The organism is Bradyrhizobium sp. Kon10 (assembly GCF_055807395.1).
In genome coordinates this window covers 1-15342 of sequence record NZ_JBVVOZ010000039.1, presented here as the reverse complement: position 1 = coordinate 15342, position 15342 = coordinate 1, and the positions used below count along the sequence as shown (strand labels likewise).

General features: G+C 57.7%; 7 protein-coding genes and 3 pseudogenes. 1 reads left to right on the top strand and 9 read right to left on the bottom strand.

Annotated features, from left to right (window positions below; genetic code table 11):
• Nucleotides 1–203 precede the first annotated feature (203 nt).
• From AC0L2O_RS31960 to AC0L2O_RS31945, 4 genes and pseudogenes are all read right to left on the bottom strand, one after another.
• Nucleotides 204–436, bottom strand: a pseudogene (locus AC0L2O_RS31960) (phosphoglycerate dehydrogenase); the annotation flags it as partial.
• A 250-nt stretch (nucleotides 437–686) separates the two neighbouring features.
• A complete protein-coding gene (locus AC0L2O_RS31955) occupies nucleotides 687–3701 on the bottom strand; it encodes an NAD(P)-binding protein (protein ID WP_473372567.1) in 3015 nt (1004 codons plus the stop codon).
• Nucleotides 3698–6043, bottom strand: a complete 2346-nt coding sequence (locus tag AC0L2O_RS31950; protein WP_473372566.1) for an NAD(P)-binding protein — start codon at nucleotides 6041–6043, stop codon at nucleotides 3698–3700. The genes AC0L2O_RS31955 and AC0L2O_RS31950 overlap by 4 nt, the downstream gene beginning before the upstream one ends.
• A gap of 24 nt (nucleotides 6044–6067) precedes the next feature.
• Nucleotides 6068–10081 carry an AAA family ATPase gene (locus AC0L2O_RS31945; protein ID WP_473372565.1) on the bottom strand — a complete coding sequence of 1338 codons (4014 nt, stop codon included), beginning with the start codon at nucleotides 10079–10081 and terminating at the stop codon, nucleotides 6068–6070.
• Between the two features lie 1608 nt (nucleotides 10082–11689).
• Here AC0L2O_RS31945 and AC0L2O_RS31940 point away from each other — a divergent pair.
• On the top strand, nucleotides 11690–12238 hold the full coding sequence (locus tag AC0L2O_RS31940) for a hypothetical protein (protein ID WP_473372564.1): 549 nt from the start codon (nucleotides 11690–11692) through the stop codon (nucleotides 12236–12238).
• An 879-nt stretch (nucleotides 12239–13117) separates the two neighbouring features.
• Here AC0L2O_RS31940 and AC0L2O_RS31935 read toward each other — a convergent pair.
• The 5 genes and pseudogenes from AC0L2O_RS31935 to istB form a co-directional block, all read right to left on the bottom strand.
• Nucleotides 13118–13408, bottom strand: coding sequence for a hypothetical protein (locus AC0L2O_RS31935; RefSeq protein WP_473372597.1), 291 nt, complete (start codon nucleotides 13406–13408; stop codon nucleotides 13118–13120).
• Nucleotides 13407–13985 (bottom strand): annotated as a pseudogene (locus AC0L2O_RS31930) (transposase); the annotation flags it as partial. The pseudogene AC0L2O_RS31930 and the gene AC0L2O_RS31935, both read right to left, overlap by 2 nt.
• Before the next feature lie 64 nt (nucleotides 13986–14049).
• A complete protein-coding gene (locus AC0L2O_RS31925) occupies nucleotides 14050–14262 on the bottom strand; it encodes a response regulator (RefSeq protein ID WP_473372563.1) in 213 nt (70 codons plus the stop codon).
• 7 nt (nucleotides 14263–14269) lie between these two features.
• Nucleotides 14270–14581 (bottom strand): annotated as a pseudogene (locus tag AC0L2O_RS31920) (IS66 family transposase); the annotation flags it as partial.
• Nucleotides 14582–14706: 125 nt separating this feature from the next.
• Nucleotides 14707–15342, bottom strand: a 636-nt coding sequence (istB, locus tag AC0L2O_RS31915) for an IS21-like element helper ATPase IstB (RefSeq protein ID WP_473372562.1), incomplete at its 5' end; no start/stop codon positions are given.

Sequence of the window (15342 nt, the reverse complement as noted above, 5' to 3'; positions counted from 1 at the left end):
ACTTAGCTGTAAAATGGTCGTTCAATGAGCCTATATAGATCAATAGGTTACGCGCGGATTGTAAATCGCACGTTCAACCCGCGATCCCTGCGTCCCGAACGTAATCAGCGGCCGAAAAACTCAACAAAAACAACGAAGTTCGATCCTGATTGATCACCTTTATCGCTGTTTATTCATGGGGTATCGGTGGTTGGCCTGGTCGTCAAATCGGTCATCCCTTCGGCGGATTTGTCCCAGCCGCCGGCATACGGGTCGAGCGCGGGAAAGATACAGCGGCACAGCATTACAATCTCGGCGATGGTCAGCTCGGCCACGCTACAGGTGTTCAGGTGTTGGAGTATGGCGCGTTGAATTCGGGGATCCCCCGCTTTCGCGCGGCATGGAGATCGAACTGATTGGTGCCGGCCGAAAAGCGGCCGACAACGCGCAGGCGCGATCGCCCCCAGGATTTCTGCCACGATCGATATCGAGATTTTCAGGTGGGTATTCGGTTCTGCTCGAGCACAGTTTGAACCGAACGCGCGACAACACAGATTCGATACCGAAAGTACCGATACTGCAGCTAAGATAAGCGGTATTTGCCCGGCCGGGCCCGGTCCTAGCTGGCACGACTGCCAATCCTCGGTGACGGCAGGCTGATTTCAAAACCGCCGAGTGGCTTCAATCGTTGAGTAGATAGTCATGTTTCAAGGTTTATAAATTGAAAGGAGTTTGCTGGCGAACTCCTGAAGGTCGGGAGGAACGACGTTCGATTGCTCCTCGCCGCCGGAGAGCGGTACGCTCAGAGTCCAGTTCGTCTCAAACCTGAACGCACCATATGCTTCGTCAAGAATACTCGTGACCGGGAACATGCCTGACTCTGTTGGGCAGGGATCGAGCGGGGAAGTCATACCGACTTCTCCCTGAACGCCCTGAAACGTTGCCGTGTCGAAGCAAAAATCAAGTTGAGAGTAAACAAACACGCCACTCGTCGTTTGGGAGATCAACGGATGCTCGAGCATCTGGCGCACCAGCTTCAAGCGCGAGAAGCGCGGCGTACTGGCTCTTCCTGGCAGTCCTTTTGCGAATAGATTGGTGCTTATCTCGCCGAGATCACAGTTTAGCTCAAAGGCTCCGCCCGCCGACGCTATCCGGGCGAGGCGTTTGTTATAGCCATAGAGATTGACTCCGATCAAAACGGGCGCAAGCTCGTCAAGAAAAAGATGGGGCATATAGCTGAATGGACCGCCGCTTGGGCCATCAGCACCGTTCCGTGTCACGTAGGGGACGAGTTCAATGATCTCGTGATATCTCAGGCCGCCAATCGGGACAAAGCCTGGCCGAACGTTTCTTTGTCGACAGAAAAGCAGAACAATCGGGTGCTGGGGTTTCCCTGCTGATCCCGTATAGGCAAGGCCGTGCGGAGGATCGAGCGAGAGACTCTGCGGCAACAATTTTTGTACTTCGTCGGTATCCCGCCACATTGTAACGCAGTAGCCTTCCATCGTACCGACGCCGCCGGCGGCACGTGTCTTCAACTGCTTGAGCAAATTGACGACTGGCAGCAGCGTGATGGGAACGGGAATCTTACGATAGTTGCCGTAGCCGGGAATATACATGCTAGCTCCTGTTATCGCTCGTGCTACTACACGGCCGGACATCACCGCCGCTTCAATACATGCTGAATCCAATCCGGTGCGGGCCCAATCGCCAGCAAGAAACAGGTTTGAGATACCTGATTGATCGGGCCATAGGCGCCATCGAAGAGTACCCGGTGCTGAAAGCACATAACGCTCCCACGGATTTATATTCGGACGAACATATTGGGAGTCGAGACGGGCCTCGCCTTGCTGCGGTGCCGACGCCGGAACGACCAGCACGTTCCAGTCAAACTTCAGCGAACTGGGATCGCGGGCTCTTGGCCAGATCTCCGGTAGATCCTTGTTCATCCACTTGATGATCATCGACTTCGCCCGAGCGAGTTCGGAGTCGGGGTAGTTTGGCCCGTTAGACGACCCATCTTCGGGAAAGACACCAACAAAGTAGCTCAAGGATCGCGAGACATCTGTGCCCTGCCCGGTTTCGTTGGCGAGCAACGGCGAGTTGTCCTGCCACGAATTCAGCGGTGCAGAACAACCTGGTCCTCCGTTGTCTGTTTCAAAACCGACCATGACAGTCCGCGGATCCGGCCAGCCAAGCTGAGCCGTATCTTTCTTCAACCATAGTTGTAGAGCCAATGTCGGGATCGTCTCGAGATTTGCGAGGCACTTGCCCCAGGTGTCCGGATAACCAGTCGAAAGATCGCACGCGATCTTCTTGAGCCCTCCAAAACCGGTCGCAAGGATCGCAATGTCAAATGTTTCGTCGATCGGGGTGCCGTCGGCTGGACGCAGTCTCAACGTCAACGAACCTGCATCTTGCCATTCGGTCCAGAACGATTCCAGATCGTACTGCTTTAGCGCGCCGTCGTCATCGATCTGTTCGTAGAGAGGGTGGCAAGGCCAACTCTCGAGACCAGTCTCCTGATTTTTGATCAACGGCTGATAGCCGCATTGCGGGTTTCGAAGCTTGACCTGACAACCGAGCTCGATGCTTTGTATCGCACTGCCGTCGGTCGATAGTACGAGCTTGTCCAGTCTGTGAAAGAACTTAAACTTTACTCCCTTGTCTCGAAGATATTTATAGAGCGGCGCGAACAGAAAGTCGCCCATCGGCTCACGCAGCGTGTAGAAAATCGACCCCCGATAGGTAAGCAGCAGCCTGAGTAATCCCACCGTCCCGACACCGGCTCCGACCTTGCGTACGCCTTTGACGCTACCAAACACATAGTCGTAGCATCCCCGAACGACGCCGGACTTTAAGCTCTCGTCGGCACACCCGTTGTCCGCCATCCAGTCCGACCATTCCAGATAGTCGATAGCGTCCAGTCCTTCCTGCAGAACCTCGTCTGACAACAGTCCACGTATGAGCCCCGCCGCGAGGTCGAAGAGTATCTGAAGCCGGCGAACTTCGTCTTCTTCGGTCTGCCCCAAGGCCGCGTATTTTTTGTCCAGGGCGGCACGCGCTTTCCCGACCTGCTTCCGGAATGCAGCGACAAGTTTCTTCGCATCGAAACTGATGGTGTTGAGCGCCGACGTTGGTCTATCGAGCAGCGCCGCTATCGCGGACAGCGGCGTTGGAAAGACTTCCCGTGTGTCGAGCACCTTCATGGCTTCATGCTGGATTTGGAGGCGCTCTTCAGGCTCTTCGGCGCTTCCAAGTACTGAACTAAGGAAAGCTTGCTCAACCCAAGACAACAGATTCTTCACCAGAACCGTCGGCGCCAGGTCCAGCAGATCGATCCCCGGATCGAACGCATTCGGACGCGCGTGCAGGAGCCAGGGCTTCCACACAGGGTCTACGTATTCCATCACCGTGAAATGATTCAAGCCCTCGAACTTGCTGCGCCATTCCTCCGGCGGACGATTCAACCGAGCGAAGAGGCGCTGCACCAGGTCGAATGCATTGTCGTAGAATCCGGCCCAGACATGAAGGCCATGCTCAAGCCCGCGCCAGTTTCCGGTTTCGTCACGGCCGACGCTGGCCTTGCCGCCGAGGCGCCACCCGAGTGTATGGATCGTGATGTCGAAGCGCTCATCCGAATTCTGCTCGGTCAGCTCGAAAGCGGCCGTGAGCGCGCCAATACCGCCGCCGAGAATTGCGATTTGCGTCTTCTCCGTCATCGAAGTCTCGTGCCTCGTTCGCGTGACCGCCCGTGCCACAGTTGAAAGTCGACGTCGCCGGCGTCGGACGCGGCACCGACTGCAGCTTCCAGCAACGAGGTCGCTCCGTCAGCGAACAGAGCAGCGAGCGAGGACAACTTCCCAAACCTCAGGAAATCCTCCCCCGTGATTGCAAAGCTAGCACCGGAGATAGCGCGGGCTGCCTGCATCCCTGACATTACCGCCGCCTCGATGCACTCGGTGTTGAAGCCAGTATCGATCCATGTCCCTGCGAGATACAGATTGTCAAAGCCGGACGCGTCGGTCGCCAATCGCCACTGCGTCGAGCCGGCCGCCGATACGACGCAACAGCTCGATGGATCAACATTTGCTCGATAGACCTGTCGCTTGATCCGATAAGGGCCGCTGGCATGAGTGTGATCGAAGAGGTAATCCCAGTTGAAGCCGCCGTGTGAAATTGCGCCGGGCCACACATTGGACGATTTGCCGTTCAACCAGCTGATCGCGAAGCCCTCAGCGACTTTCTTTGCATCAGCGGGCACGTTGGTCCGGCACGGTGGTTCGCGGAAAAGCTCAGTCTCAAGCACTCCACACAGGTATTGTAGCGACGTCGGCTGGTCCGCGTCGAGATGCCGGCGCTCGTACTTCAAGACTTGAGACATGTCCGCCCAGATGTCGAGCGGATCCGGTCCGGTCGATATCACGGTCTTGGCCGGCGAACGTGAGGGGATTGCCTGCGGAGGCGGGTAGCCCAGCCCGGACGCGGTCGGCACAGTACACCACAGCTGGACCGAAATGCTCGGAACCAAAATTGCAGTCTCCGTCATCGCACGAAACTTGCTGTTGGCTGCGATGAGCTGATCGCATGGTCCCGGCGCGGCATTCAACTTCTTGAATGCACCAACGGGAATGGCAAGGACGACAGTATGGAAGTGATTTCCCCACTCGAGCGTCTTTTGGCCGACGTTGTGACAGCACCAGTGCGATTCGAGATCAGCTCCCTGCTCCTGAAGCTCTCGCCCATCGCAGATCTGGCTCCATAATGGCGTCTCCGGCCAGCATTCTAGATTTCCGTTGCAGAGTTGTGGGCGGACGGTCGAACAATATTCTCCGTTCCTAAGATTCACCTGTCGATCAAATACGATCCGGGCAACCGAACCTGCTTGCGGATCCAGCTCCAGACGCCTGAGTTTCCGGAAGAATTCAAACTTCACTCCGCGCTGCTGCAAGACCCGATAAATCGGCATTACGACGACTTCACCCATACCTGATTGCATTTCGAAGGCGAACGAATCCCGGTAGGTGCCGTAGAGCCGAAGGACCGCCTGGGCTGCGGTCCCGGCCCCGTAGCTCGGACGCCGCCGGTCTCCATCGCAGTATTGCAGCATTGAATCGTAAAGCGCCCGAACGATTGGCGAGCCATAGGTCGAATCGCGAGCCGCCCCACAGACCGAAAGCCATTCACGAAAATCCATGAGATCCAGCTCACGAATGGTTATTCCACCAATCATCATGTCGATGATGATGCCTTTAATGGTTGCCGTTCCGACGTCTATGAGTTGCGCCATGAACATTCCAGCGCCATCCTTTACGAAGGTCGGCAACAACACGGCCTTTGCAAAGCTTCTGATGAAATTCACAAAGGCGCGCAGTTGTGCCTCGACAGGATCGGCAACGACGCTCGCAAGCGCTTGCGACCAGTCATGCGCAAGCGCAGCGCACCACTTGACGTCGATGGCGAGTTTTACATCGGCCCCGAAGCGGAGTGAGCCCGGCTTTGGCGTTGCGTACTTGCGATAGTCGACGTTCGCTACATCTAAAAGCGCTCTGGTGTTGGCGTCCAAATCCACCTCAGTCGGTATGGCCGGTGGAGAGCAAATCAATTGGTCATAGAAGCATTGCACGACGTTAAGCATCTGCGCGAACGCGTTGAATGGCGAAAGGTCGGCGTTCCCGTCGCCCGGAACACCGGCCGCGCCGGGCGGCCAATTTAGACAAATCACGTCCGGAGCATCGCCATTGCCGATCGTCGAATCGCACTGCGCCTTCAAAGCATCCGCTACCGACCGAATTGCCTGGCCGTTTTGCGAGTTCCACTCCTGGTAAGCCGCCCTCAACATGCCGAATGCGTTCTCGTAGCAACCGAACCAAATATGGAGACCGTGCTCGACGACGCGTCCCTCATCGTCGCGCCCGGACGCCCCCTTTCCTCCGAGGCGCCAGCCCATCTGATAGATCGTAATCTCGAAGCGATCTCGTAAATGCTGACGTTTCGTGAGCTCGAATGCCGTTGCGAGCGCAGCCATTCCTCCACCCACAATGGCGATCTTCTGTTTCGTCATGCACGAACTCCCCGACTCGATCTTCTAGATCGACAACGCCTTGCGGATGGCTGCGAGATCCGGTTCGGCTCCTACGCTCATTAATATGTCTTGCGCTCGAATGAGGTTCGATGATCTCTCCGGATGACCGAGAGGTCTTGTCTGGGCGATCTGGTAGAGCGCAAGGCCGAGCTCACGAGGCATGTGCAATCGGGCCGCCGCTCGCGCAGCCGCTCCCCAGAGACGACGGGCTTTTGCCTGCCGGCCAGATAGTAGCGCGGCCCGGCCTTGCAGCAGCAGCGCCTGCGGCCGGCAAACGGGTGACATTCGAGTAACCCGAGCCGCGTGCTTGCACGCAAGCAACGCCCGCGGCATCGCATTCGAACCGGCGCCCTCTTCGGCCCACTTTGCCAGGAAGACCTCGGCTACCCCTACGACCCCATAAACATAACTGCCCCAAACGACATCGACCTCCTGGAGAACGGCAAGGGCGCGCTCGGCAACTTTTAAGGCGGCCTCGGCCTCGCCGCGCTGTTGAAGCGCAGAAGCCAGAATACCAAGGCAAAGCAATCGGTCCGCGCGGATCAAGCGCTTTTCGGTGAGCTCATCCAGACGCCGCAATTGATCCGGATCCGTCCTGTTGCGCATCAAATTGGAAAGCACGGTTGCCGCCGCAAGCCATGCCCCTGCCTGATGCGTGGATTCGGACGACACCATCGTCTCCAGATCCGACAATAGTGCTTCAGCAACTGTTAGATCGCCGCGCAAAATCGCCGAGAAAGCCAAAATTGTCACCGGGGCGTGCCAGCGAGAGCGATCGCCGAGTTGGCGGTAAAGTTCGAGCGCGTGCTGTGCACAACGCTCCGTCAAATCCCACTCGCCTGTGCCGTAGCCGAACACCGCGGCAAGAAGATGCGCGCGAGCCGCTGCCGGTAGACGTCCCGCCTCACCTGCAACCCGCAAGGCGCGCGAGCGATAGTAGCGGCCAACCCCGCGCAATCCCGACATTCCCAGGCCCAATCCCAAGGCACTGTAGCCGCTGATCGCTTCGTCGGAGGCGCCGCAGCGCTCCGCAAGGTTGAGTGCCGACAAGGTTTCGTCAAGCACCGCCAGCGACTCGTTGAGGAAGAAGTGCCGCTCCGCCAGCCGCTCCCGAATATGCGCGGTCCGCTCAAAGTTCCTCCTGTCGATCGTCGAATATTGTTCTGATGATGACGACCATAGCCGCAATCGAACTTGCCGCAGCACGTTTACCAAAACTCGCGCCAGCCGGCCAACACTCCCCCGCGGCGACGTCTGCTTCAGAAGCGCCATTGCCCTTGCGAAATGAAGGAAAGCTTCATCGTAGTCGGCCAGTTCGTTGTTCGCGTCACCAAGGATCCATTCCCATTCGGAGCGGAGCTCGTCACTGCTGACGACCGAAGCCGAGTCGATCAGGCCGAAAGCCCTCTGCACATAGCGTATGGCGTCGCGATTGGCGTAGCTCCTCAGCGCCTGCTTGGCAGAAAGCTCGAGATACCGCAACGCACGATCGCTTTCGTTTGCGCGCTCCCAATGCTGTGCAAGTCGCGAGTAATAGGGCTCGAGCCATTCAAAATTCTCGCGCTCGATGACGTCCGCAATCGTTTTGTGAAGCGCGACCCTTTGAGCGAACGACAATAGCCTGTAGGTAACTTCCTGGCTGATGGCATGGCGAAACGAATAATGCTCGGAAACTCCTCCTCTGTCCTCGATGACGAGAAAGTCCTGCGCGGTCAGCTCATCGAGCATCCCGCTAACGTCCATCAACGCCATCTGCGCGGGATACACCGCTTGGGCAGTTTCGGCCGTGAAGTCGCCGTCGATCACGCTGACAACTTTCAGCAGAAGCTGTGCCTCGACACGAAGTTCATCGATGCGACTGACGATCACACCCTCTAGATTCGCAGGAAGAGTCCGCCTAGCCGGATCACGAAGATCGGCCAACACTTCGCAGACGCCTCGATTGACATTGACCGCGCCCGTATCGCGAAGCGCAAGTGCCAGCTCTTCACAATGAAACGGGTTGCCTTCACCCTGTTGATAGACGAAGTCCACCAGGTCTTCCGGAAGTGTGTTAGCGCGGAGTCGCCGGCAAACGAGCTGCTCAATCGTCTGCTTGCTCATTGCGGCGAGATTGATCTCGGTGGCGAACGCAATTCCTTCGTGGCGCGCCGGTGCAATCGTTAGAGGGCGGCAACTTGCGACCAAGAGAAGGTCGGGCAGCTGCCGTGCGACGGCCGTCAAGAGCTGAATGGATGCGCTGTCAAACCAATGAAGATCCTCGAAGATCAAGGCGCGTGGGCTGCGTACGTCATCCGAAAGCAGCGCAACGACGAGAGCTTCGATGCATGCGGCGCGGGCCGAGCCGACGATCTGTCGCGTGAGCGCGGTTTCGGAGCGATTGATGTTGACGATGTCACGCAACAGCGGCAACCATGACAATAGCGTCCGATCATGGCTTAACTTTTCATGTGCAATGCGATCGATCTGTTCCGGCGAATCGCCTCCGAGCAGGTCGTAGATGACGTTCCGCCAGGCAAAGTATGGCGTGAGCCTTTCGATCGACGTTGCAAAGCCTCGCAGGATCCGGGCGTCTTGTGACCGGGCAAACATTGCCAGGTCATCCAACAGAACAGACTTCCCAATGCCGGGCTCGCCCCGAATGACGATCGCGCCCCCCGCACGACTGTGCAGCGCATCGTGCAACTTGCGTCGTTCACTCGTTCGACCGACGATTACGCCGTCGCGATGGTCGCGATGGGCTCGCGAGACCGCTATCGGGCGATACGCCGTGACCAGGACGTCGCTGCCCTTAATGTGTTGCGGAGGCAATACCGAGAAGCTGACAGTTTCACGAACCGCCTCCGCCGTCGTGGCATCGCAGAGAATTCTCCCCACGGCCAACTCCATCAGCCGCGACGCCATGTTGATTGCGGGTCCCATAAGGCAGTATTCACGGCGCTCGCGGCCGCCATAGTCGCCGCAGAACAGTTTTCCCGATGCTATGCCGATGGAAATCCGCACTCCCGTTGACTCGAGCTCCTTGAATATTTCAAGGGCCGCCTCGATGCCCCGCTGCGGGTCATCCTCATGGGCCTGTCGGGGAAGACCAAAGGCAAGCGATATGCTGAAGCCTTTGTCGTCCATGATGATCTTGTGAATCTCGCAGTGAAATCTGTGAGCGGTGCGTTGAACCTGCTTGACCGCAGCCTGAAGCTTTTCCGCGAATGGCCGATCAAACGAGAGTTCGAACAAGCTGACATAGACAACGGTAATGTTCCTGAATTCCGCCAACCATCGTTGTTCACCAAATCGAAGATGATCAACGACGATGTCGGGTATGAGCGCTTCGATCTGCAGGGAACTCGTATCGATGCGAAACCGGCGTGTCGGCGTCGCGCTATCGCACGACATTCCGATTAGCGTAAAGAGTTCTTGCGAGAGAGCTCCTTCGCAGTGATCCTGTATCGAGCCATGCAACTCGCGGGACAACACGACATCGCCGATTTGCGATTTGCGATAGGCGTCTCCAAGGCGCCCGAACAGGGATCCGACGATCACGAAATACCAGTGATCGTGGAGGCCACCGAGTTTGCAGCGGTGTATCTGGCCGTTGTCGATTGAAATTCGCGGCCGCAGCTGATTTTGCCCCGCCTGCACTTGCCTGTTCATTTCGGCTTTCAGCGCAAGGCCGCAACGTGCGGCAAGAAGCGACGCCTGCCCAGGGGTTGCCGCGTCATCCCACATGGCGAGGATGCCATCGCCGACGAATGCGATGATATCACCTCCGTACTCCCCGATGATTTCGGTAAGTGGTCCGAAGCATGAGCTCAGCAGATCGGAAACGTCTTCCGCGCCGCTGGGTCCCCGACGCGCCAGTTCGTTCGTTGTCTCGACAAAGCCGGCTATGTCCAACAAAAGGATAGTGGCGAATCCGGATTCGAGAACCGAATCGTCTGGGCCGTGGCGCCTCTCGGCGAGCGCCGTCCTAACCCATCCCGGAACGTATGCGCTGACGTCCACGCTGAGCCGGTCCATAGACAAGACCTCAGGTGATAAATGGAAATATCATGCCGATGGGGGCTCAAATGGCTACCCCTCCACGACATTTCCGCTCTCAAACGTATCGCGTCCATTAAATAGACTTTCGTCCAGGGCTTCAACCGTGAAGGAACAGGAAGCAGGTTCGAATCCGGCCGGCATCGCCAGTCAACACAAATTTAACTGTCTTATGAAGAGCTTGACACGCACGGCTGGGACAAGGACGGTGCGTTAAACAGAGAATTGTTCGATAATGTCCCTCCAACGAGCATCAGAAGTGAGTGTTAGTGACCGACGCTGGCGAAGCCAATTCCGAAATAAGCAGAACTTAGAGATCCGCCTCCCTCGCACGCTCTACGGCGATCTTATGCGCGCGCCAACAGTCTCCTGCCGCTCATTGTAAAGTTGATGCTGATCGTCAAATCGCGATGCTCTGCCACCCGCAACGCCAACTCGGTAGCAAGTCCCCGGCCAATGTAATTGGGATCAAGGAAGCGCGTGATCCAGCGCCTCCACGGCAAGCGAGGCATCGAGATGAAGAGCCGGGCGTCACACACAGCATCGAATGCCGCGGGATCGGCAAAGCCGTTGACGAAATCGACGATGACGAGTGCCGGAGCCCTGGCTCGCGCGGCCCTGCGCTCCCAGTGCCGTCTCGATCTGTCGACGAAAGCCCTCGATCGCCTCTGAGTCCAACTGTTGCCACGAGTTCTTCCATTCAGATACGAGACTTTTTCGCTGCCCCGGAAAGCGTAGGTTTTGCACCGTAGCTGGATTGCGAAGCTGACCGCGCTGTCAGGAATTCACCGCAAGTTCAACCGGTAGCGAAATCGGTTTGAGGAGCGGTGATCCTCCGCTCAGTCGGGACCTGTGTTTGTCCACTTTGCGCCACAGGGCTAAACCGCTCGCGCGGTAGAACGCCGCGGCTGGCGACACGGCGAGCAATAGGCGACAGCTCATCGTGACGAGCGGGGCAATTAGCCCCGTAGCTGGCGATGATCCGATGATCGAGGACGTGCTGATCAACTCGTGGCGGAGCACCAACCATTGCACAAGAGCCAACTCGAACCCTCGATCGCGATTGTGTGCAACGTCGCGCTAGTTGGACCCAGTCCAGGAATCTCGACGTAAGCAGAGTTACAAATGCGGTGATGCTCTTGACGAGCAGCTCGAAACAGTTTCGGCTCTGATAGCTCCGGGGGCTTTCCAGCCACCAGAGATCGGTTAGCCTCATGGCCTTCGAATATCGAGTAGGTCGCGTTTAGATTGTGTGGTGTGGTATTGTTGCTATAGCCAAGCCATTGAAAGTACGGGTGCCGCCAAACATTAAATCCCCATAGGCGATCGTCCTGATCGTCTGAAGGTTGTTTGACGCGACGTCCTACGCCCCCCCAGCGCGATTTCCTCCTTTGGAGGCTTTCGGACGCCGACCCATGTGCGCGGCAACACCGTCATGGGGCCGGCATCCGAAACCCTTCACAGGACCAACCGCGGGAGTCCGGGGAGTTACTGGGCTTCTTTGTTTATGAGCTGCGCGTCGGTCACACCGACCGCATCTGGTCGACGGCGCAAGGTCGTTTCGGCCATCCGACCAGGGTGAATGGGGTGCAGCACCCCGCCCCGGCGCTGAAGTGCCTGGTCGACCGGACTCCTGCCGGGCTCTCGGTGACGGCGCAGTATGCGCCCGCCTTGTTCGGAGGCCGCAACATCGCCGGTCGGCCGCCAAAAACCGAGATATGGTGCATGCTGTACGCCCAAGTACAGCAAGCCGACGCCAAACAGTCCCGCAATATTCTGCTGGCAGAAGCCCGGGCTGAATACGTGGATGCCTCCCGACAATGGGATGTGTCGACGTTCCTGAAACTTCGATCCGGCCTGCCTGCGCAGATTGCCAACAGCATCGATGTGAATCTCGACGCTCCCGCAACTGGAATTGCAGCCTGGTCCGAGGACGAGATCCAGCAATTGCTCGGTCAGTTCTATCTTAGTCGTACGGGTGTCAGCGTATTGGCAGTCGAGATGATGCCGCGGTACGACCAGTACATTATTTTTGGTCAGGGAACCGATACTTCCGTTCGTCCCCTTTCCCAGCGGCTGGGTCAATACCGTATCCTGCGAACTTCATCGCTGGTGGCCGCTCCGGAGATTTGTTGAGGTACACACGAGCAATGAAGGAAGCTCCTGCTCGAATCCCGAACGCGATCGCCGAGGCGAACCGGTTCGCTCCTGATAGCGCTCGGGCCACTGCCGACAACCAGACGGAAGACGTCGATGAGGCAGATCATCAACGCAAAGCCGCAACTGAAGCTCACCGAGGCGGGGTCAACTCCCCTGCCAGCCAGCCGACCGCATCTGTCTTCATTGGATCCACAGTGAAGGATGCCACTTCAGTACATCCGCAGGTCGAGCATTCGAAAGTGCGCTTCTCGAATCCGGCTTTGCCTGGAGAGATGCGGGCCAACCTCATCCGGTGCTTACATACCGGACACATCGGCCGCTCGTTAATGGATGCAGTCCTCCGTTGGCCCCGAAAGATGCTCATCTACCCCGCCCCACAATTTGATTTTTAAACGAGAACTGGCGAACGTTAAGCAGCAACTAAGTCGTCCTCACTAAGGGTGAAGCAGTCTTCAACATGCGCTGGGAGCGCAGTACCCGCCAAATGCTCCCAGTATTCTGCCTCCGCGAGCAGCTTCCAGCTTCTGTCAGGATGAAGTGCGGCGCTCTGTCGACAAAGCGTGGCCATCGCTCGGAAGCGCTGAGCAGTTTCCATTGTTACCTCCCGTGTTTTCCCCACCTTATTTTTTGTTTTTGCGTTGGAGTCATTATCATTATGCAGCAGAATTAATTTTTCGATTTTTCGTGTCCCCGACAGCGAAAAGGTGCGCGCCCGCTGCGATCAATTTTCGTTTCCAGCACCATTTGACCGCATCTCGACGGCCGTCCGTTCCTCACCTGGAACTCCACGCTCGGTCTCGACCAAACGGCACCGATGTTTTGGATTTGCCCCGTCGCACGGTGCGTTCAACAAGCTCATCCAGGACATCCGTTCTTCGATCTGTCCCTATGTGCTACAAGCGGATCTTCGGGACTGCCAGTATCAAAGGCGACGAGACGGTATTCTTCCCCGACTGACATGTCATTCGGCGCTTGCGTGATTAAGGTGAACGTTGCTTCAACGAGGCGCGTCCACACGTCGATGTCCTCTGGCGTGACCGTGACGAAGCCAAAGAAGCATTTGTACCGGCCCGGTTCTGTAACGTGACCGATCTTATTCCAATTGATCCTATTTACGCGCACTTCCCGCCCGATCAAAAAACCCATCGACCGTCTCGCGCCGCGTCCGCATGGCATCGGGATTGAAATCGAGCCGTTTCTGGACCTCCTCGACCACATGCTCATGCTCCCAGCGCGTGATGCGGCGTTCCTTTGACGGCATGCATTGGCTCTTGATGGCACGCTGCTGTCGACCAGTAACGGTGCAGCGTCATTCCGTGCTCGACGTTGGTGTAGTGATAGGGCAGCAGCTGGCCGGACGGGCAGCGGTAGACGTCCTCATCAGGCAGGTAGGCGAAGTCCAGTTTGCCGAACCGGCCTTCCGCCTTGGCATTCGACGTCATGGGCTTGGGCAAGATGACTGCAACGCCAGCCTGTTTGCAGGCTAATATCTCTTCTCGGTCGAAGTAGCCAAGATCGACGACCGCCTCGAGTTTGTCCACTTCGAGCACTTCTTTGGCTTGCTTCGACATCCGAACAAGCTGCCCACGGTCGTTGCCGAGGCTTATGACTCGTGCGTGACAATCAGATGGTGCTCGGTGTCCACCGCGACCTGGACATTGTAGCCGACGAAACCCGATCCGCGTCCACTGGTGGCCATCGAACGGGCATCTGGATCGGTGAGCAGCGGTACCAGACCATGACGTCGTGATTTCCTTCTCGGTCACCGCCCCAGGTGACCTTGATCATTATGAACGATATTCATCTGGCTTGGCCCGCTCCAGAGCCAACGAGACGCATCCAAACAAAGTATCCTCATCACACGGCTTGGTGAGGTAGCAAATGATCCCATCAGCCAAGGCGCGAGCCCGAATACGGTCGTCGACGTAACCGCTGATCAGGATCGTTGGAATGGCGTAGCCCGATTCCACCAACCGACGATGCAGCTCAATCCCGGTCATTTGGGACGGACCCGGCGAAGGTCCAATTTTTTCGCCCGATGGCGACCGCCCGTAGCTCACGTTCAGCAGCATTGTTCGACATGCAAAGCCGTCCGTCATCAAGGAAGCGGCTAAATGCATCCCAGCGGCTGAGGCAGTAATTGATCGCCTTGGTCGTGTCGTTGTTCCTGGAGAGCTTGGCGCGCTGCTCGCGCAACCACACCTCCAGCTCGCCGATCAGGGGGCGACTACGCTCCTGGCGCACACCCAGACGCTCCTGCGTAGGAAGTCCGTTGATCTCGCGCTCGATGGCAAACAGGACATCAACGCGCTTGACTATAGCGCGACAATCTGGATGGGAAGCGCGCGACAATCAGGATGGCGAGTCTGTGTCGCGGCGAAGTGATGATTGCCGCGATGATTGTCGCGTGCAAGAGTTTTGTTCGCTCTGATTGTCGCGGAGCGTCAATCAGCGAGTGTTTTTGGTGTCGCATGCGAGGGTGGTCGCCCTGGACCACGCTTCCGTTCGAGCGCGGTACGCCTGCGATAGCTTTCGACGTTCATCTCAACGATGGTGGCGTGGTGAACGAGGCGATCGATGGCGGCGAGCGTCATAGCAGGGTCCGGGAAGACCCTGTTCCACTCTCCGAAGGGCTGATTGGCGGTGATCAGCATGGAACGCCGCTCGTAGCGTGCGCTGATGAGCTCGAACAGCACGCTGGTCTCGGCCTGGTCCTTGGTGACGTAGGCAAGATCATCGCAGATCAGGAGGTCGAAGCGATCGAGGCGGTTAATGGCGGCCTCGAGATTGAGCTCGCGGCGCGCCACCTGGAGCTTCTGCACGAGATCGGTGGTGCGGGTGAAGAGGACGCGCCATCCGTTCTCGATAAGGGCCAGGCCGATCGCTGCCGCCAAGTGACTCTTGCCACCGCCGGGCGGCCCGAACAGCAGCAGATTGGCGCCCTTGCCGAGCCAACCATCGCCGGCGGCGAGCGCGGTCACCTGCGCCTTGGAGATCATCGGCACAGCCTCAAAGTCGAAGTTGTCGAAGGTCTTTCCAGCGGGCAGCCGAGCCTCGAGGAGATGGCGCTCGACGCGGCG